Origin of the sequence: Spiroplasma endosymbiont of Lasioglossum malachurum, from assembly GCF_964020065.1 — a bacterium.
GTDB lineage: Bacteria > Bacillota_I > Bacilli_A > Mycoplasmatales > VBWQ01 > Spiroplasma_E.
This window is the reverse complement of record NZ_OZ026534.1, coordinates 657,606-677,809: the sequence shown is the minus strand read 5'-3', so window position 1 is coordinate 677,809 and position 20,204 is coordinate 657,606. Positions and strand designations below refer to the sequence as shown.

Sequence of the window (20,204 nt, the reverse complement as noted above, 5' to 3'; positions counted from 1 at the left end):
GCATTATGAAATTTTTATATGAGAATTTTTTGCAATTTTATTTACTTGCACTTACAAGTATAATTCAGCAATCATAAAACATTATTAAGATAATAAATATACAATAAAAATATTTTTATTTAATGTAAGATAAATATTCTTCATATCCTTCTGTAATCATTTCTGATAACGGAATAAAACGTAAAGCTGCTGAATTAATACAATAGCGTAAACCGCCTTCTTTTTGTGGACCATCCTTAAAAACATGTCCTAAATGAATATCAGTTTTTTTAGAACGTACTTCAGTACGCTGCAACATTAGGTTAGTATTATCTTCCTTTTTAAGGATAACTATTTCACTAATTGGTCTTGTAAAACTTGGTCAGCCATGACCAAAATTACATTTATCTGATGATGCAAATAATGGTTCACCTGATAAAATATCGACATAAATTCCCTTTTCCTTATTATCTCAATATTTATTTTTAAAAGGAAGTTCCGTTACTGAATTTATAATGACCTCATATTGTAAAGTAGTTAACTCATTAATAGTTTTAATTTTTTATTTTTGTTTCATATTTTTATTACCTTTTTCTAAACAAAATATTAATTTTTAATTGAATAATTATTTTCTAACTTTCTTAACTCATCCCTAGTATCCTTAGGTAAACTTTCACCATAATCCATAAGTTTAACCATTTCCTTAAAAGCAGCTTTAGGAATAGCTAATTTTTCAATATCTTTTTCAGTAATATGTAAATTAATTTTATCAATTTGCATAGTTTTTATTTTTCTAACAAAATCAGGTTCGGCTACAAAAACAGAAGATAATCCTATCATATCTCCATATTCTAAGGCTTCTAAACATTTATCAGGACTATTTATACCACCACTCACAATAACAGAAATACGTTGATTAATGTGTTGATAAACAACTTTATTCACTAATTGATTAAAATATTCCCCCTGAGATTGAACTTTATATTTATATATATTTCTTCCCCAACTAGCTAGTACTAAATAATCAATTTTAATGTTTATTAATACTTGATCCATGAATTGTAAAAAATCTTCAATTGGATAACCTATTTCTTGACCTCTAGTTTCTTCAGCTGTAGCTCGATATCCTAAAATAAAATTTTCACTAGCATGCTTATCAATTGTTTCTCTTACTGCTTGTAAAATTTCTAATCCCAAACGTGAACGATTTTCTAAATTTTGATTACCATAAATGTCATTTCTTTGATTACTAATTACTGAAAAAAAGCTTGAATTAAAAGTTTTTGTGCTGAAGAAATTTCGACACCATCAAAACCAGCTTCAATAGCCCTTAAGGTAGCTTTTTGATAATCTTTAATTAATTCTTTGATTTGCTTAATACTCAGTTCTTGAACTTCATGTGGAAAAGGATACATAAAAGATTGCTTAGAAGGTCCAACTACATAACCTAAACGATTTAAACTAATTATAGAAAAACGACCTGAATGTGCTAACTGTAAAATAGCTTTTGCACCTTTTGATTTCATAGCATTAGCAACTTGTTTTAATGAATCAATATGTTCATCATTAGCAGCAGAAAAACCAAATTCAAAAATTTGTCCCTCTAAATTAATATAAGCAGCACTAGATATCGCTAAGTATGCACTATGAGCTCTTTTAAGAGCATAATCAATATCTTCTTTACTAGCAAAACCATCATAACTAGAAACATTTAAGGTAATTGGTGAAAGCACAAACCGATTATCAAAAACAAAATTTTTAATTTTGATTGGTGAAAATAACTTAGAATATTTTTTATTCATGTTAACTCAAAATTAATTCTAAAAATTGGTCATTATCTATTTTCTTTAAAAAATATGAAGAAATATCCAATTCTTGTAATTTTATTTTTAAATCTTGTTTAATCATTTTAGTACCTTCAAGACCTTTCTCAAAAATAGTTAAATCTTTTGTAGCAAAAAAATCACCACTAATTTTGCAACTTTTAATTTTACCATTATCAATTATTAATGAAATATTCATTGTTCCAATTTCTAAACGTGCTTCACGATTATATTGATAGCGAGGACTTAAACCATAAACCCATTCTCAATTCTTATACTTTTGATCAACTAACTTGTCAATTTCTAGTCATTGCTCATTTGATAAAACGTATCGTTCAACATCTGCTATTTTTTCTACATTCATCAATCGTTTAATAATTTCATCTTTAAACTCAAAAATAGTTAATTTTTTGAATTGTTCATTAAGGTGATTTTTTAATTTATCTACTCTTTGATTAATTGATTTAATTCCTTTTGATTCAATTTTTTTACGACTTGGTTTAAGTGCCAAGATCATAGCATCCAAATCAATATCATAAAGTAATGAATAACCACCATAAATAATATTATCTTCTTTTAACATAGCTGCTCCAGAAACTTTTTTACCATTAATTGTCAAATCATTTTTTCCACTTTGCATGATATTTTTAATCCCCATATCTTTAAGCACTTTTATAATTGGCTTATAGAATTCTTGGTAATTAGCATAAATCGAATTAGTATTAGAATTTAATGGAATTAAAAAACAAAAATTTACTGAATTTGAATCAATAAAAATAGCTCCTCCTCCAGTATCACGACGCACAACTGGAATATTATTTTTATCCAAATATTCTTTATTAACTTCAACCTCTGGATTTTGAAAATATCCCAATTGAATATGAGGATCACAAATAAAAGGAAATATTATCGTTTTGTTTTTTACTTTTAAATTATGTAGTGCTCATACTTGAATCGCTAAAGCATAAGCTCCATCTTTGATATATTTACCATTTGAAGAACAAGCAATGCAAGCTTTAGAATCATTTGAAAGTAAATGAAATAAACACTATCCTCAAATTGCTAAATCTTGATATAAAAATTGAGATAATTTAATGATTTTTATTAGTTATCCTCCAGAAATCAAAAGAGTGATTTATACTACAAATTCTATTGAATCTGTTAATAGTCAATTACGAAAAGTCATCAGAAATAAAAAAGTTTTTCCAAATGATATGGCAGTTTTCAAAATATTTTACTTAGCAATTGAAAATATAACAAAAAAATGAACAATGCCCATTCAAAATTGAAATACAGCAATTGCTCATTTTATGATAAAATTTGAAGACAGAATTAATCTGAACTAGTACTTTGCAAAACAAAGAAACACAGATTACTAAAAAGCCTCGATTTTTATTAGTTATCCTCCAGAAATCAAAAGAGTGATTTATACTACAAATTCTATTGAATCTGTTAATAGTCAATTACGAAAAGTCATCAGAAATAAAAAAGTTTTTCCAAATGATATGGCAGTTTTCAAAATATTTTACTTAGCAATTGAAAATATAACAAAAAAATGAACAATGCCCATTCAAAATTGAAATACAGCAATTGCTCATTTTATGATAAAATTTGAAGACAGAATTAATCTGAACTAGTACTTTGCAAAACAAAGATACACAGATTATTAAAAAACCTCTAAATTTTTGTTTCATTTTTTGTTTCTTTTATAGCTACATAAACATTACCATTATTAGAAGTTACTATTGCTTGAATAATACCTTCACTTTTAAATATTGGTTTAATATCTTTATTATTTTCACTAATATAATAAATAATACCTTCATCATTAGCAGCATAAACATTGCCTTTTTGATCACTAGTTATTGATTGAATTACACCACTAGTTCCTTCCAATTTTGAAAATGTTTCATGGTTATTAACCAAACAATTTTTAATTAATTTGTTATTAGAAACATGAGTATTAATTGAAAGCATAGTCCCTGAACTAGCAAAAAATGTTATAGTAAACATTGTTAATATTTTTTTAAAATGTATAAGTTTTTTTCCTCTTTTACTTTTTTATTATTTTTTTTAAATATTTATATTTTTTATTTTATAAATTAATATCTACAAAAGATATATCTTTTGTAGATATTAATTTAAGTTTATAATTGAAAAAAATAATATACAACATTCTTTTAAATACTCTATTTTTATTAGAAAGTATTAATAAAAAGGACACCTAAAAATATAATGTTTAGTTCTCATCAGTAGTAGTTTTATTTTTTAATGATGAAGAATCATTAACAACTAATTTATTTTTTTTATTTCCAACTTCATTTTTTGCATCTTTATGATCATGTCATCAATTAAGTAACAACGATAATGGTACTAAAATAATAATAAATATTAATAAACAACCAATACTTCATAAAATAGTCATTGGATTAGGATTAATAAGAATTTCTCTTAATCCTTTTATTGCATAACTAAATGGTAAAAAATTATACATTACTTGAAAAAACTTGGGTTCTAATTCAACAGGAAAAGTACCACTTGATGAAGAAAGTTGTAGTATTAAAAGAATAACAATTAAAAATCTACCCAAATCATGATTACGAAACATGTGAGCAATTGATTGAACAACCAAATCAAAAATAATTGCTATTAATCACATGTATAAAAACATTTGTCAAAATCGTTGTCATAAATCAATATTATTAAATAATAGTAATAATGAAGTTACTAAAATTGTTGACTGAATTAAACCAAAAATAATCATTCATGCTGATTTAGCTAAATAGTTTGATCAAAATTTAGTTTTTGGAATATCTTTATTTCTAATAAAAGTAAAAGTTAATAATAAAGTACCTACTCACATTCCAATACACATGAAATATGGACCCAAACCAAATCCATAAGGAGATTTATTTTGACCTTCAATATTAATATTAAAATTAATAAAGTTAATAGGTGCCAATAAAGTATGATTCATTCAATAATCATGTTCTAAAACTTTAATATGTTTAATCTCTTCGTTTCTTGTTACACTATCAATATTATCATTAAATTGTTCAGCATGAGGACCTAAACCAGGAACAGCAATTGAAAGAATACCATAAATTTCTTTTAAAATTGGTTGTAAATGGTGATAACCTGAATCAGAAGCATCTTTATCTCAATAATCAAATACTTGATCACTAATAACAACAGGTAAAAACTTACTAAAAATATTATCTTTTAATGCATTTAAAGCAAAATCATTAATTTCACCTAAAATCGGACTAACTTTATATGAAGCTTGTAAACTAATTTTTGGTCTAATAGTAATTTGATTAATAAGATTCCAAATTCTTTTTGGAGTTTTAATATTATCAATAACTACTTTAAAAGCTTGTTTAAAAAAATCATTAAAATCCTTAGTAAAACAACTATTAATAATAATTTCGGTTAAAAAAGTTTTGTCATTTTGATGTTGATAATAACTTTTTCAATCATCATAATAATAAACAGTAAATGTTTTTTTCTCATTGTTAATTTGTAAATCATTAATTTTAAATTCATAAGCACCACTACTATTAGGATTTTCATTATCCAAATTTAAATTATGTCGATTAATAACACGATTAATTCCTACTGCAGAACTATCGTTATTAACTAAAGCAATTGGTAAACGATTAATATTTCCCAATGGATTAAAAAAAGCTCATAAAGCAATAAAAGCATATAAAAATGGAATAAAACATAGTGCAATACTTTTAATAATTGTTCTTTTATTTTTATAAATGTGTTTAGTCCCCACTGCTTTAAAAACCATTTTAAATTCTTGAATAGCAATTTTAAATAAATTTAAAATTTTTAACACTTTGTTACTCCTTAATAGATTATCTTTAATAAATTTAGTTATAATAATATTATAAATACATTTGATAAAAAGGGAGAAAAAAATATTATGTTGCAATTAACAATTAAAGGTAAACCCGTTCATATTAAAAATGAAATAATCAAAGTTGGAGATACTTTATCATTTTCTGCAGTTAATAAAACAATTGATAATATGAATTTAGAACAATTCACTAATAAATTTAAAATTATTTCTAGTGTACCAAGCATTGATACTAAAACTTGTGCTTTACAAACTATACACTTTAATAAAGAGGCTACTAAATTAAAAGATTTAGTTATCATTACTATTTCCAAAGATTTACCATTTGCTCAAAGTCGCTTTTGTGAAAAACTAAAAATGAATAATAATTTTCATATTTGAAGTGATTATCGTAATAATGAAAATAATTTTAGTAATACTACTAATTTATTAATTGATGAAATCCAATTATTAGCACGTACTATTATAATTGTTGATAAAAATAACAAAGTTATATATTTACAAATTGTTAAAGAAGTAACATTAGAACCAAACTATGATGAAGTTCTAAAATTTATTAAAACTTTAACGCTGAATTATACTTGTAAGTGCAAGTAAATAAAATTGAAAAAAATTCTCATATAAAAATTTCATAATGCTAAATTTAGTTTAGAAAAAAGTAAGGAGTTTTTATATGAGTTATAAACATCTTGGCATAGATGAAAGGATTTATATTGAGAATCAATTGAAATTTAAATTTAAAATTAGTGAAATAGCTAAAAATCTTAATCGAAGTATTAGTACTATTATTCGAGAAATTAATAGAAATAAAGATAATAATCATTATTTTTCATTAATTGCACAAAATAAAGCTGAAAATCGAAAACAATTACATATTAGTTTTCATAAGTTTAAAAATAAGAATTTAGTAAAATATGTACAACAAAAATTACTATTAGGTTGATCACCTGAACAAATTTATGGCAGAATTAAAAATTTTCATAAAGAGTGAGTTATTAGTTTTAAAACAATTTATACTTGAATTTATTTTTGAATGCTTGATAAAGTTACTAGTAAAAATTTAAGAAGAAAAGGTAAAAAACGAAAATCTAAAGAAAATCGTGGTAAGTTTAATGGTAAATCAATTAAAGAACGAGATATAAATGTTAATGATCGTATAACACTTGGTCATTGAGAAGGAGATACTATAGTATCATCAAGAGGCAAAAGCAAATCATGTTTAATAACTTTAGTTGAAAGAATATCACGAATTTACGGTAATGTTTAGTAATCTGTGTAACTTACAAAAATAACTATGTTTAATTAATTCTAGTAAATAGCTAAATTGTAAAGGTAAGTGCAACTAAATTATTTTTCTATCCAAATATTCGATTGGTGAAAGATAATTTAATATTTTTCTCGGTCTTTGATTTAAAGACAATATAAATTTATGAACTTCATTTTTATTAGTTTTTGAAAAAATAAATTTTTTAGGAAATTTTTCTCTAATTAAACCATTAGTATTTTCATTAGTACCTCTTTGTCAAGGTGAATATGGATTGGCAAAATAAATTTTTACATCTAAATTTTTTTCAAGTTGTTGTCAATTTGAAAATTCTTTGCCACGATCAAAAATAATAGTTTTAACAATGTTTTTAGGAAGAATTGATAAATAATAACTGACATTTTTATTAATAACTTTAGTAGTTCTGTTTTTAACTAATATTGCTAAAGTAAATCGTGATACTCTTTCAACTAAAGTTATTAAACATGATTTGCTTTTGCCTCTTGATGATACTATAGTATCTCCTTCTCAATGACCAAGTGTTATACGATCATTAACATTTATATCTCGTTCTTTAATTGATTTACCATTAAACTTGCCACGATTTTCTTTAGATTTTCGTTTTTTACCTTTTCTTCTTAAATTTTTACTAGTAACTTTATCAAGCATTCCAAAATAAATTCAAGTATAAATTGTTTTAAAACTAATAACTCACTCTTTATGAAAATTTTTAATTCTGCCATAAATTTGTTCAGGTGATCAACCTAATAGTAATTTTTGTTGTACATATTTTACTAAATTCTTATTTTTAAACTTATGAAAACTAATATGTGATTGTTTTCGATTTTCAGCTTTATTTTGTGCAATTAATGAAAAATAATGATTATTATCTTTATTTCTATTAATTTCTCGAATAATAGTACTAATACTTCGATTAAGATTTTTAGCTATTTCACTAATTTTAAATTTAAATTTCAATTGATTCTCAATATAAATCCTTTCATCTATGCCAAGATGTTTATAACTCATATAAAAACTCCTTACTTTTTTCTAAACTAAATTTAGCATTATGAAATTTTTATATGAGAATTTTTTGCAATTTTATTTACTTGCACTTACAAGTATAATTCAGCAAAAAAATAATAAATTTAAAATTGTATTAAAACTATATAAAATTACAATTTTATTACATGAGTTTTTATCTAAAATTAAATAATGAAATTTAAATTTTCAGATTTCTTGATTTATGTTTGTTTATTTGTTTTTCTTCTTCAATTTTTTTTAATGTCTCTTCTTGTTTTTTAGCTTTTGCAAGTAATAAATCAAGTTTTCTACTTTCTTGTTCTACATCATGTAATAATTTTGCTGCTTTTTCTTTTTCATTCATAATATTTTTTCTCCCTTTCTTTTAAATATTTATTTTTAAAAATATCCAAAATACAGTATAAAATTTTTCATAAAAATTAAAAGATGCTGAATTATACTTGTAAGTGCAAGTAAATAAAATTGCAAAAAATTCTCATATAAAAATTTCATAATGCTAAATTTAGTTTAGAAAAAAGTAAGGAGTTTTTATATGAGTTATAAACATCTTGGCATAGATGAAAGGATTTATATTGAGAATCAATTGAAATTTAAATTTAAAATTATTGAAATAGCTAAAAATCTTAATCGAAGTATTAGTACTATTATTCGAGAAATTAATAGAAATAAAGATAATAATCATTATTTTTCATTAATTGCACAAAATAAAGCTGAAAATCAAAAACAATCACATATTAGTTTTCATAAGTTTAAAAATAAGAATTTAGTAAAATATGTACAACAAAAATTACTATTAGGTTGATCACCTGAACAAATTTATGGCAGAATTAAAAATTTTCATAAAGAGTGAGTTATTAGTTTTAAAACAATTTATACTTGAATTTATTTTGGAATGCTTGATAAAGTTACTAGTAAAAATTTAAGAAGAAAAGGTAAAAAACGAAAATCTAAAGAAAATCGTGGCAAGTTTAATGGTAAATCAATTAAAGAACGAGATATAAATGTTAATGATCGTATAACACTTGGTCATTGAGAAGGAGATACTATAGTATCATCAAGAGGCAAAAGCAAATCATTTTTAATAACTTTAGTTGAAAGAGTATCACGATTTACTTTAGCAATATTAGTTAAAAACAGAACTACTAAAGTTATTAATAAAAATGTCAGTTATTATTTATCAATTCTTCCTAAAAACATTGTTAAAACTATTACTTTTGATCGTGGCAAAGAATTTTCAAATTGACAACAACTTGAAAAAAATTTAGATGTAAAAATTTATTTTGCCAATCCATATTCACCTTGACAAAGAGGTACTAATGAAAATACTAATGGTTTAATTAGAGAAAAATTTCCTAAAAAATTTATTTTTTCAAAAACTAATAAAAATGAAGTTCATAAATTTATATTGTCTTTAAATCAAAGAGCGAGAAAAATATTAAATTATCTTTCACCAATCGAATATTTGGATAGAAAAATAATTTAGTTGCACTTACCTTTACAATTTAGCAGATAAAATAAATATTTTTAAATAAAATTATGATTTATTAACTCAAAAGTAAGGATGTTATTTTTTTTAATTGTTGTGCTTAAAAATTGAAAATATGTTATACTAACATCATAATAAACTAAATTATTAAAGACCATTAGGTTCGAGTTATTCTTTTTTATTAGATAAGTGGAACCTAATTATTTTTAAATAAAAAAGGATGTGAAAATTATGTCAGCACAACAACAGCAACAACCAAGTAAAGAAATTTTTGATAAATTACAAGGTGAAAAAGATAAAAAAGAAAAAGCAACTTCTTCTGGTGATAGTAGAAATTGAATTGTAAAATTTGCAAAAGATGTCGCTTATATTTCTTTTTTTCCATACATATGATTAAAAAAACTTTTAGTTTCACTATTTAATAATCGAACTAAAAAGCCTAAACTAAATCAATCAGTTAATATTATTAAAAATAAAGATAATGTTAATCAAAAAAATAATGTTTCTACAAATAGTAATGGACAAGTTAGTTTTAAAGAAGTAGATGCACTAGATCCAGAAAATGAATCAGTAGCAGAAACAACAGCAGAAGCACTAAAATTAAATGGTAATACTACTAATCCATTCCAAAATGTTGCACATAGTTGTAATCATGAAGAAATTCCAGTAGTTTCAACAACAACTTCTGGAAAAAAATTAACTACTTAAATTATTTAAAATATTTATTAGTTCGTTCTAAATCAATAATATTATCAACATCCCAATGACAATCAAATGATAAAACATAAGGTTTTAATTCAAAATTATGTTTAATACTATTACTAATTAAATATTTACCAACCATTGTTGTTTGCAATACAAGTTCTTGTTGTGGATTTATTAAATCTTCACCAAGAACTTTTGCTCATTTTTTAGTAATATAACTTCATTCTCCCGTCAAGAAACTATCCTTTTTTTTACTTTTAATAATATCAATAATATTACCATTCTTGTTTAATTTATAACTTCAATCTTCTTTGATATTATCATGATCACGCTTAATAGCGGCCATCATATTAGTTGAAAAATTATTTAAAAAAATATTTTTTGTACTAATCATATCACCAGAAATAATAAAAATATCATCTTGACCATTAAAATATGATGATACTAATGTCAAAGCATAACCACTATTATAATCAAGGAAATGTTGATTATTTATTAAAATTAATTTTGAATATTTATGAGTAAGAAAATTAAATTTATCTTTTAAATGACCAGTAATGACAATAATTTTTTTTAAATCATGTATTTCAATTAAATGATTAATTATATGTTCAATTAAAGTTAAACCTTTAAATTTAATTAACGATTTATGAACATTATTTGAGACAGGTTGTAATCTACTGCCAATTCCTGCTGCAAAAATAATAGCAACTTTCATTATTCCTCCTTTACTTAACAACAAAATTAACAATCTTATTTGGTATACAAATTGTCTTAATAATTGTTTTATCTTGCAATCAATGTTTTACTTTTTCTTCATTATTAACTTCTTTTAAAAGTTCTTGATTATTTAAATTTTCTTTTACTACTAAAGTTATTTTTGTTTTACCATTAATCTGAATAGCAATAGTAACTTCACTAGTAATCAAAAATTTTTCATCATAACTTGGAAACTGACTTTTATTAATACTTTCTTTATTACCAAATTGAAATCATAATTCTTCAGCAATATGTGGAGCAAATGGATTTAATAATTTTAAAAAATTAACTAAATATTGTTGATAAATAGTTGGTGCTTTATAACAAGCATTGATAAAAATCATAAGTTGTGCAATAGCAGTATTAAAATTTAAATCATTAATATCATTAGTTACTTTTTTTACAGTTTGATGATAAATTGTATCTAATGATTTATCATTCTTAGTAGTAATTTTTATTTTATACTCATCTTTATTAACAAGACGATAAATACGCATTAAAAACTTATAACAACCAACTAAACCACTATTTAATCACGGTAAAGATGCTGTTAATGGCCCCATAAACATTTCATATATTCGCAAAGTATCAGCACCATATTCATTAATAATATCATCTGGATTAACAACATTACCGCGTGATTTAGACATTTTTTCATTATTTTCACCAAGAATCATACCCTGATTTACCAATTTTAAAAATGGCTCTTTAACATTAACTAACTCTAAATCATATAGCACTAAATGTCAGAAACGAGCATACAATAAATGTAAAACAGCATGTTCTTGACCACCAATATATAAATCAACCGGTAATCAATAGTTAAAACGTTTTTGCGCAATAGCACTATTAAAATCACAATAAGTACCATCATCATTTTTTAAAATATATGCTAAATAATATCAACAACTACCTGCTCATTGTGGCATTGTATTAATTTCTCTTTTTCCTTTTACACCATCTTTTCTAGTTACATGTAATCAGGAATTTGGTGCATTAGTTAAAGGTGCATTCCCCGAATTAGATGGCTTAATATTAGTCATTTTTGGTAATAATACTGGTAATTGTTGTTCATCTACTGTTGAGATTGTACCATCTTCTCAATAAATTATCGGAAAAGGTTCACCTCAATAACGTTGACGAGAAAAAAGTCAATCTCGTAACTTATATGCAGTATGTACTTTTCCTTGTTTTAAAGTTAGTAATTTTTTAACAATTAAATTAGTAGCTGTTTCTAAATCCTTACCATTAATAAAATCAGAGTTAATATATTCACTAGTACCCAAAAATGGTTCATTTTTATTATTAGTTTTCATAATAAAATTGATTGGTAACTTTTTATTTTTAGCAAAAATAAAATCACGACTATCATGTGCAGGAACACCCATAATGGCTCCTGTCCCATAATGATTTAAAACATAATCACCAACTCAAATTGGTAATTTACTTTTAGTAAAAGGATGAATAGCATAACTTCCAGTAAAAACACCAGATTTTAAAGTATCATCTCCTTGACGCATTAAATCTGTTTTAGTTTTAGCAGCTAAACAGTATTGAGTAACTGCTTGCGAATATTCACTAGTTGTTAAATCATGAATTAATGGATGTTCAGGGGCAAGTACTAAAAATGAAACACCAAAAATAGTATCAACCCCTGAAGTAAAAATAGAAACCTTACATTTATTATTTTCAACTATAAAATCAACTAGTGTTCCAACACTTTTACCAATTCAATTACGTTGTAATTCCTTAACACTATTTGGTCAGTCTAAATCATCTAATCCTTTTAATAATTTTTCAGCATACTTAGTAATTTTTAAAACCCACTGACGCATTGGTTTTTTAATAACTGGGAAATTACCACGTTCAGAAACCATATGACCATTAATGTTAATTATTTCTTCATTAGCTAAAACAGTTCCTAACTGTTCACAAAAATTAACTTCAACATCTTTAATTTCAGCTAACCCTTGTTCATAAAGTTTAATGAAAATTCATTGTGTTCACTTATAATATTGAGGATCTGTAGTATTAACTTCTTTATTATAATCAAAACTTAGACCAATACTTTGTAATTGTTTACGAAAATTATTAATGTTTTGTTTAGTAAATGTCTCTGGATTATTACCTGTATTTAAGGCATATTGTTCAGCTGGTAAACCAAAAGCATCTCAACCAATTGGATGCAAAACATTAAAACCATTCATTATTTTAACTCGTGAAATAACATCAGTAGCACAATAACCTTTAGGATGGCCAACATGTAAACCTGATCCTGAAGGATAAGGGAACATATCAAGAATATATGATTTTGGTTTTTTATTATCATCAATGTTTGTTTTAAAAGTTTCATTTTTTAATCAATACTGCTGTCATTTTTTTTCTATTTGTTGGTGATTATAACTCATGTTTTTCTCCTTTAATATGTTCAGGTAAAGTAATCATAAAACCATAATATCATAATCATTTAACAAGTTGCAATGTTTACTTATTGATTAAATTATATTTTAAATATTTTGTTAATTATCAATCAATGTTATTAAACTATTTACTAATATTTATTTTCTACAAAAATGAAATAGTTTTTATTGGCTGAATTATACTTGTAAGTGCAAGTAAATAAAATTGCAAAAAATTCTCATATAAAAATTTCATAATGTTAAATTTAGTTTAGAAAAAAGTAAGGAGTTTTTATATGAGTTATAAACATCTTGGCATAGATGAAAGGATTTATATTGAGAATCAATTGAAATTTAAATTTAAAATTAGTGAAATAGCTAAAAATCTTAATCGAAGTATTAGTACTATTATTCGAGAAATTAATAGAAATAAAGATAATAATCATTATTTTTCATTAATTGCACAAAATAAAGCTGAAAATCGAAAACAATCACATATTAGTTTTCATAAGTTTAAAAATAAGAATTTAGTAAAATATGTACAACAAAAATTACTATTAGGTTGATCACCTGAACAAATTTATGGCAGAATTAAAAATTTTCATAAAGAGTGAGTTATTAGTTTTAAAACAATTTATACTTGAATTTATTTTGGAATGCTTGATAAAGTTACTAGTAAAAATTTAAGAAGAAAAGGTAAAAAACGAAAATCTAAAGAAAATCGTGGCAAGTTTAATGGTAAATCAATTAAAGAACGAGATATAAATGTTAATGATCGTATAACACTTGGTCATTGAGAAGGAGATACTATAGTATCATCAAGAGGCAAAAGCAAATCATGTTTAATAACTTTAGTTGAAAGAGTATCACGATTTACTTTAGCAATATTAGTTAAAAACAGAACTACTAAAGTTATTAATAAAAATGTCAGTTATTATTTATCAATTCTTCCTAAAAACATTGTTAAAACTATTACTTTTGATCGTGGCAAAGAATTTTCAAATTGACAACAACTTGAAAAAAATTTAGATGTAAAAATTTATTTTGCCAATCCATATTCACCTTGACAAAGAGGTACTAATGAAAATACTAATGGTTTAATTAGAGAAAAATTTCCTAAAAAATTTATTTTTTCAAAAACTAATAAAAATGAAGTTCATAAATTTATATTGTCTTTAAATCAAAGACCGAGAAAAATATTAAATTATCTTTCACCAATCGAATATTTGGATAGAAAAATAATTTAGTTGCACTTACCTTTACAATTTAGCATTGTATTTCAAATAAAATATACTATATAATTATCGTTAATATTAAATAAATTCAAAGGAGGATTCTATGAACACACAAAAAGTTTTAAATAAGTCTTTAAAACAAAAAACAAAGCAGCAAAAAATAGGCTTAGGAGAACTGGTGTGACTTTGGATTTAATTATACTTGATTATACTTGCACAATAGCTTTTCCTATGTCTTTTATAGGAATATATTATTGAAATAATGGTGGAGTTGGATTACATCTAATCTGAATTATGATTTTAGGAGCTATAATGGCTAGTATTAGTGCATGTGCTTTTTTAAAATGTAGTAAAGTTTATGCTGGTAATAATGGTTGGAGCATATATTTATGTTAGGGCAACTTTTGGTCGTTTTTGAGGATGAATAATCGGCTTTATGCAATATATCATTTTACCATCTACTGTTATTGGTGGTATTATTTCAATGTTTAGAATTAACTTAAACCAATTATCATTTTTTTCTTGATTACCTGATAGATGATCTAATTTATTTATTGATAGTTTAGGAATTATAGTTTATTGTTTGGTTACAAGTTGTATCTATTTTGGATTAAGAGGTTTTCGTTGATTTGTTAATATTTCAGGAATCATTAAATGACTGTCAACTTGTTTTTTTGATTATTTGTGCCATTATTCTGGTAATCAAAAATGGTACTATAGTTTATCAACAAGCATTTGTTGGTACTAAACATCTTCATTTTACAATTAATATTTTTAATAATGCTTTTAGCAATTTTTTCTACTTTTTCCTTGGTTTTGAGACCTTTACTGTTATTGGAAAAAATGTTAAAAATCCTAATAAAAATTTAGGTAGGGGAACAATTATTGTCTTATTTTTGACAACTATTTTTTATTTAATTATTACAATTTTAATTATTGGTGCCATCAGTTCACAGGGACCTAATGGTAATAACGGATGAGCAAATGGTGATAATAATTATAATCCAAATAATGTTATTGTTGGGATTGCTGGTACAACAGGTATCATTTTACTAGTTATTTGTACTTTATCAATTAAATTGAATGGTGTAATACAAGTAGCACTATATTCTGGAGCTATGCTACAACCATTAGCGAAAGAAGGATACATTAGTGAAAAAATAGCCAAATTAAATAAAGAAAATATTGCAATGTATGGTAATACTATTAATTTTATAATTACAATTATAGTTTGTATTATTATGCTAATAATTCCGGATTTAATTGGAATTAGTTTTAATTACAACCAAATGTTGGGATTTACAACTATTATAACAATCTTTGTTTATCTTTTTGTTATAACAGCAACTTGTGTTATGGGTTATTATAAAAAAATAAAAATAAAAGTTATCGAATGAATTATGTTTATTATCTGTTTATTATTTTTAATTATAATATGATTCATGATTTAGTAAGCAACAGAGGAATCATATTAATTGCAATTACAATTAAGTTTTTAATGTTTTGAGTATTTATTATAATTGCTACTATTATTTATTTTACTTATTATAAACCAAAACTAAAACAAAGATTAATAACAAATCCAGAATATCAAAATCAATTAGATAAAGAATTTATTTTTAATTCTCATCTAGTAGTTAATTAAATTATTTAAAAATTATATTATCTTATTATCGTCAAAAATAAACTAAATGAGTTGCTGGTTTTTTACAAAAACAAGTACCAGTAGTAGTTGTACTTTTTAATTTAGCATATGCTTGAAAATGTTCAGATCAACCAATATCAATTGTATGTTGAGCATGTTTTCCTAATTCAATTGCTGCTAATACAACCTTTTTCTCATTTAATGCTTTATTCATTAATTTAATATTACCATCCATAATAATAATATCTTCTTTGATTATTTCATCATTTTTCATTATAATCACCCTTTCTATCAATTAATATTATAACGCTATTTAAAAAAAGAAATAGTAATTGGAATTACTATTCTAACGATATCTTTCTACATAGTGACTAACTAAACCACGATAAATAAAAGGTATTGTTAATTGCATAATTGGATAAGTAAACAAAAAAATATGAATAAAATTGTAAACTAATGAGTAAAAAAGAGGATTAAATCCTGATCAAATATTTTTACTTCCATCAGCATTAGTAATTTGTGATCAAATAAAATATCCTGCTATTGTTTGTCAAAAATAAATAATTAAACAAACTAAAAAACAATGTAAAAAATAATTAATATAAGTAAAAATTGATTTATCAGATTTTAAATTAAAACGTAATAATGAAATAATAGCGGGTGTTGTCATTGGCAAAAAATAATCTAATAAATAACTTCAAGCACTAATAACATAACCACCACTAATAAATAATAATGACATTAAAGCACTAATCATACCCGTTAATCATCCACCTGCAAAGCCAATAATATAACTAATAACCATTAAAGGTATATATTTAATAGCAATACCGCCGCCGTATGGCATTTTTGGTAATAAATTTTGTTCAATAAAAGCACAAGCAATAGTTACACCAGTAAATAAACCAATAATTGTATAATCAATAACTAATCATCGTTTAATACCAAATGCAAATTTAAAATTAGTTCATCATCTTGTTTTTAAAATGGCAAAAGTTTCTTCTTTTTGTCATTGATAATGTTTAATTAAATTAAAAATTAATGCAATGGGATTGATACTAAAAATTGATAGTAATGTAACAATAACAATATTTTTATGAATATCTTCTATTTTAACTGTTCATGTAATAACAGATAATAAAATTGATGAAATTAATAATAAACAAAGAATTAATATTAAATAAATTTTACTGCTATAAAATTGTCAACCAGTAATAGTAGTAACTTTAAAAAAGTGATTAATACTACTAGCAGGTAAAATACTAATAATAACTGTTAATGTTAGAAGAGTAATTAAACTAAAAATGGCTGATGCTTTAATTAACATTCCTACCTCCAGTTTGCTTTTAACTTTATTATAATTGATAGTTGTTAATAGTTGTTCTTTAAACATAATAAAATGATAACTCCTTTAATTTATCTTACATAACAAAAAAGGAGTTATCATTTTTTAAAATATAAAAAATAAAGTCTCCCTCCGCTAGTACTAACTAGATCAGGTTATAGGGTATTTCTCAGGCAATGCCACCCCTGCTTTATATAATATATGCAAATTAATCCATATTTACTACTATTATAACATTCAAAATATTTTTTTAAATATAAAATATATTTTTTTTATGATTTTTAGTTTAAATTAAAATTTGCTCTATTTTTATTTGAAATTTATTTGAAAAAAAATAAAATATATTCACTTCTTAAAAATAAGAAGTTATTGGGAAAAAATAAAAAGGAGTTTTTAAAATATGAAAAAGATATCAACACTAATTACAACAACAATTTTAGCAATAGCAAGTACAAACAGTTTAAATACCTTATTTATCAATAACACAAATAATAAAATTAAAACAAGTATTAAAAATGAAAATAATAATTGAAAAATAAATGAAATTAAGTCTTTAACAACTGATAGAAATAGAAATATTTATGCACTTGCTAATAATACTGTTTATAAATGTTTAGCAGAACAAACAGAGTTCAAACAAATGATAATACCTAAAGAATTTGCTAATGGTAAATTTATAAAAACTGATAAAGATAAAAATACTTATGTCGCAACTAATAATAATATTTATAAATGTCTTGCAACACAAATATATTTTCAACAAATGATAATACCTAAAGAATTAGAAAATATTAGATTTTTAAAAATTAATGAGAGAGACGGAAATGTTTTTATAATAGCTAATAATAATATTTATAAATGTTTAGCGGGAGAATGAGAATTTAAAAAATGACATTACCAACTAATATTAATTTTCTGAGTCACATAAGTATTGATAAATATGGAAATATTTATATCACTGCTAATAATACTCTTCATGTTCCTTTTGCGAATAGTATTTATAAGTGTTTAGAAAATGACAACGAATTTAAACAATTAAATATAGATATAAATAAAGAAACACTACAAATTTCTCTTTTAACAACTGGTAAAGACGGACACATTTATGTAATTGCAAATAATAGTATTTGCTGAATTATACTTGTAAGTGCAAGTATAATTCAGCAAGTTAAATAAACTTAATCAAGAAATTAAAGAAAAAGAAATGATTAATATATTTAAAAAATATCAAGTTAAAACTGAATTTTATGATTATTTAAAATTTAAAACTAATAATTTAGAAAATTCAAAAATTGAAGAAACTATTAAAAAAATGGTTAAAGAACAACCAGTATTTAAAGAAATAATTAATACAGGTGGCAATAAACAAATAATTATTAATAATAATAAAACAAATGATAAAGAAAATTTTTTAATTAATTATAAAAAGAAAAATTATTTATAAACGAAAGGAAGAAATAAAATGTCAGTACCATTTAATCAAAATTTAGACAATACAGAGAGATTAGTAGAAGCACCAGAATTTATAGAGTTTTTTAAAATTTCAAATAGTCCATGGGCAAACTTTTTTCCTACTGAAATTGTTGACTCAGTAAATATTGAGTTTATTGTTAAAAAACCAAAAAAACCGGAAGTAAAAATTATTGCTTGGGATGATAAAAGTAAAAGATATGAATTACCATATGTTGATACAGATAAAATTAGTAAAAAAATAACTAAAAAATATCTTGCAGGAGAAATTATTGCAGATGTAGATTTAAAAGCAAATAATGGACAAAATTTATTAGATAGTATGCAATATGAAGTTGCAAATGATTTAGCAGATAAATTAGCAATTGATGATACACAAGTAATTGCAAAATTTGCTACTAAAATCGATATTGAAGATACAACACCAGTAGGCTATTTAAAATCAATGTTATCTGCTTGAAATACTTTGTTTCAATTTAGAAACATTGCAAATAGTAAATTTTTTATTACTAATGGTCTTTATGATAGTTTAGTTTATTTAGCAGATAATAAAGGTTTAATTACCGATAATCAGTTGGCACAACAATTACGTTTAAATGGAAATAATTTATATGTAAAAGGCGTATTATGTGAAATCGTTCTTGATGACTATATGATTTTTACTAATGATAAAAATGAACAACAATTAATGACCTTTATTTTAGCAACACCAAGAGCAATGAAAAGATACATGATAGAAAATACAGTTATTTATCTAGATTTTATTAAAGATGATAAAGCAGGAAGAGCATATAAAGTTGCTGGTGAAGTTGTTGGAGAAGCAATCCCATATATTTCTAATAATGAAAAAACATCACGTTGAATGTTATGTGGAGTTATTAAAACAGAAAAAACTGATTTAAAAACTAAGATTACAACTTTAACAACTAATATTACTGCAAATGTTAATAACAATAATAATGAATTAAATACAGAAATCAAAAGTACTAATGAACTTAAATCATTAAATCCAAATTTAACAAATCCAACTATTAAATATTTTAGTGATGCACAAGGTAAAACTAATGTAAGTAATCAAAAACAAAAAGCAGGTGACTTATACATAGTTATTTCTTCAAATGTTAATGATTTAAATTATAAAGGTTCAACAAATCCAATTAAAATAACTCTTAAATAAAGGAA

20 protein-coding genes, 3 pseudogenes and 1 riboswitch are annotated in these 20,204 nt (G+C 23.6%); of the genes and pseudogenes, 12 read left to right on the top strand and 11 right to left on the bottom strand.

Translation table 4 applies throughout. The features are described from left to right. Positions 1-115: 115 nt before the first annotated feature. The 3 genes and pseudogenes from msrB to AACK95_RS03790 form a co-directional block, all read right to left on the bottom strand. Positions 116-520 (bottom strand): peptide-methionine (R)-S-oxide reductase MsrB, encoded by a 405-nt coding sequence (gene msrB, locus AACK95_RS03800; RefSeq protein ID WP_338981004.1) that lies wholly within the window; start codon positions 518-520, stop codon positions 116-118. Positions 521-585: 65 nt separating this feature from the next. Beyond that, positions 586-1,781: pseudogene (locus AACK95_RS03795) on the bottom strand (NADH-dependent flavin oxidoreductase). A 1-nt stretch (position 1,782) separates the two neighbouring features. After that, positions 1,783-2,811, bottom strand: a complete 1,029-nt coding sequence (locus tag AACK95_RS03790; RefSeq protein ID WP_422397165.1) for a lipoate--protein ligase — start codon at positions 2,809-2,811, stop codon at positions 1,783-1,785. On the opposite strand from AACK95_RS03790, the pseudogene AACK95_RS03785 reads away from it, so the two are divergent. Together AACK95_RS03785 and AACK95_RS03780 are read left to right on the top strand one after the other, a co-directional pair. Beyond that, positions 2,798-3,148: pseudogene (locus AACK95_RS03785) on the top strand (transposase); the annotation flags it as partial. The gene AACK95_RS03790 and the pseudogene AACK95_RS03785 overlap by 14 nt on opposite strands. A gap of 42 nt (positions 3,149-3,190) precedes the next feature. Further along, positions 3,191-3,439: pseudogene (locus tag AACK95_RS03780) on the top strand (transposase); the annotation flags it as partial. A gap of 40 nt (positions 3,440-3,479) precedes the next feature. Here AACK95_RS03780 and AACK95_RS03775 read toward each other — a convergent pair. Both AACK95_RS03775 and AACK95_RS03770 read right to left on the bottom strand, forming a co-directional pair. Then, a complete protein-coding gene (locus AACK95_RS03775) occupies positions 3,480-3,779 on the bottom strand; it encodes a hypothetical protein (RefSeq protein WP_338979407.1) in 300 nt (99 codons plus the stop codon). Positions 3,780-4,041: 262 nt separating this feature from the next. After that, positions 4,042-5,649, bottom strand: coding sequence for a YhgE/Pip family protein (locus tag AACK95_RS03770; protein WP_338979406.1), 1,608 nt, complete (start codon positions 5,647-5,649; stop codon positions 4,042-4,044). Between the two features lie 87 nt (positions 5,650-5,736). On the opposite strand from AACK95_RS03770, the gene tpx reads away from it, so the two are divergent. Together tpx and AACK95_RS03760 are read left to right on the top strand one after the other, a co-directional pair. After that, positions 5,737-6,267 (top strand): thiol peroxidase, encoded by a 531-nt coding sequence (gene tpx / locus AACK95_RS03765; protein WP_338979405.1) that lies wholly within the window; start codon positions 5,737-5,739, stop codon positions 6,265-6,267. Positions 6,268-6,343: 76 nt separating this feature from the next. Continuing rightward, entirely contained in the window at positions 6,344-6,937 is a 594-nt protein-coding gene (locus AACK95_RS03760; protein WP_338979403.1) for an IS30 family transposase, read from the top strand. A 75-nt stretch (positions 6,938-7,012) separates the two neighbouring features. On the opposite strand, the gene AACK95_RS03755 is transcribed toward AACK95_RS03760, so the two are convergent. Then, the gene (locus tag AACK95_RS03755; RefSeq protein WP_338979401.1) at positions 7,013-7,963 is read right to left on the bottom strand and encodes an IS30 family transposase; all 951 of its coding nucleotides are present in this window, start codon (positions 7,961-7,963) and stop codon (positions 7,013-7,015) included. Positions 7,964-8,156: 193 nt separating this feature from the next. Next, complete coding sequence (locus tag AACK95_RS03750; protein WP_338979400.1) at positions 8,157-8,321, bottom strand: hypothetical protein; 165 nt, start codon at positions 8,319-8,321, stop codon at positions 8,157-8,159. Between the two features lie 189 nt (positions 8,322-8,510). On the opposite strand from AACK95_RS03750, the gene AACK95_RS03745 reads away from it, so the two are divergent. Together AACK95_RS03745 and AACK95_RS03740 are read left to right on the top strand one after the other, a co-directional pair. After that, a complete protein-coding gene (locus tag AACK95_RS03745; RefSeq protein WP_338979399.1) occupies positions 8,511-9,461 on the top strand; it encodes an IS30 family transposase in 951 nt (316 codons plus the stop codon). 234 nt (positions 9,462-9,695) lie between these two features. Beyond that, entirely contained in the window at positions 9,696-10,172 is a 477-nt protein-coding gene (locus tag AACK95_RS03740) for a hypothetical protein (RefSeq protein WP_338979398.1), read from the top strand. Position 10,173: 1 nt separating this feature from the next. Here AACK95_RS03740 and AACK95_RS03735 read toward each other — a convergent pair whose 3' ends face one another. After that, positions 10,174-10,887: a sugar phosphate nucleotidyltransferase gene (locus AACK95_RS03735; RefSeq protein ID WP_338979397.1), complete on the bottom strand. Its 714-nt coding sequence runs from the start codon at positions 10,885-10,887 to the stop codon at positions 10,174-10,176. A 10-nt stretch (positions 10,888-10,897) separates the two neighbouring features. Continuing rightward, a complete protein-coding gene (gene leuS / locus AACK95_RS03730) occupies positions 10,898-13,336 on the bottom strand; it encodes a leucine--tRNA ligase (RefSeq protein ID WP_338979396.1) in 2,439 nt (812 codons plus the stop codon). A gap of 287 nt (positions 13,337-13,623) precedes the next feature. On the opposite strand from leuS, the gene AACK95_RS03725 reads away from it, so the two are divergent. Both AACK95_RS03725 and AACK95_RS03720 read left to right on the top strand, forming a co-directional pair. Beyond that, positions 13,624-14,574, top strand: coding sequence for an IS30 family transposase (locus tag AACK95_RS03725; RefSeq protein ID WP_338979395.1), 951 nt, complete (start codon positions 13,624-13,626; stop codon positions 14,572-14,574). A 617-nt stretch (positions 14,575-15,191) separates the two neighbouring features. Further along, on the top strand, positions 15,192-16,013 hold the full coding sequence (locus AACK95_RS03720; RefSeq protein WP_338979394.1) for an amino acid permease: 822 nt from the start codon (positions 15,192-15,194) through the stop codon (positions 16,011-16,013). A 219-nt stretch (positions 16,014-16,232) separates the two neighbouring features. Here the strand turns inward: AACK95_RS03720 and AACK95_RS03715 are convergent, their stop codons facing one another. Both AACK95_RS03715 and AACK95_RS03710 read right to left on the bottom strand, forming a co-directional pair. Next, entirely contained in the window at positions 16,233-16,481 is a 249-nt protein-coding gene (locus tag AACK95_RS03715; RefSeq protein WP_338957041.1) for a hypothetical protein, read from the bottom strand. 72 nt (positions 16,482-16,553) lie between these two features. After that, entirely contained in the window at positions 16,554-17,600 is a 1,047-nt protein-coding gene (locus AACK95_RS03710; protein WP_338979393.1) for an energy-coupled thiamine transporter ThiT, read from the bottom strand. Between the two features lie 61 nt (positions 17,601-17,661). Then, a riboswitch (TPP riboswitch) is annotated at positions 17,662-17,749 on the bottom strand. A 203-nt stretch (positions 17,750-17,952) separates the two neighbouring features. Between AACK95_RS03710 and AACK95_RS03705 the strand changes: the two genes are divergently transcribed. From AACK95_RS03705 to AACK95_RS03690, 4 genes are read left to right on the top strand one after another with little or no spacing between them, the layout of a single operon-like run. Beyond that, positions 17,953-18,480: a hypothetical protein gene (locus AACK95_RS03705; RefSeq protein WP_338979392.1), complete on the top strand. Its 528-nt coding sequence runs from the start codon at positions 17,953-17,955 to the stop codon at positions 18,478-18,480. Then, positions 18,441-18,728 carry a hypothetical protein gene (locus tag AACK95_RS03700; RefSeq protein WP_338979391.1) on the top strand — a complete coding sequence of 96 codons (288 nt, stop codon included), beginning with the start codon at positions 18,441-18,443 and terminating at the stop codon, positions 18,726-18,728. Before AACK95_RS03705 ends, AACK95_RS03700 begins: the two co-directional genes overlap by 40 nt. Before the next feature lie 28 nt (positions 18,729-18,756). Then, positions 18,757-18,996 (top strand): hypothetical protein, encoded by a 240-nt coding sequence (locus tag AACK95_RS03695; protein ID WP_338979390.1) that lies wholly within the window; start codon positions 18,757-18,759, stop codon positions 18,994-18,996. Between the two features lie 18 nt (positions 18,997-19,014). Continuing rightward, entirely contained in the window at positions 19,015-20,199 is a 1,185-nt protein-coding gene (locus AACK95_RS03690) for a hypothetical protein (RefSeq protein WP_338979389.1), read from the top strand. Positions 20,200-20,204 lie beyond the last annotated feature (5 nt).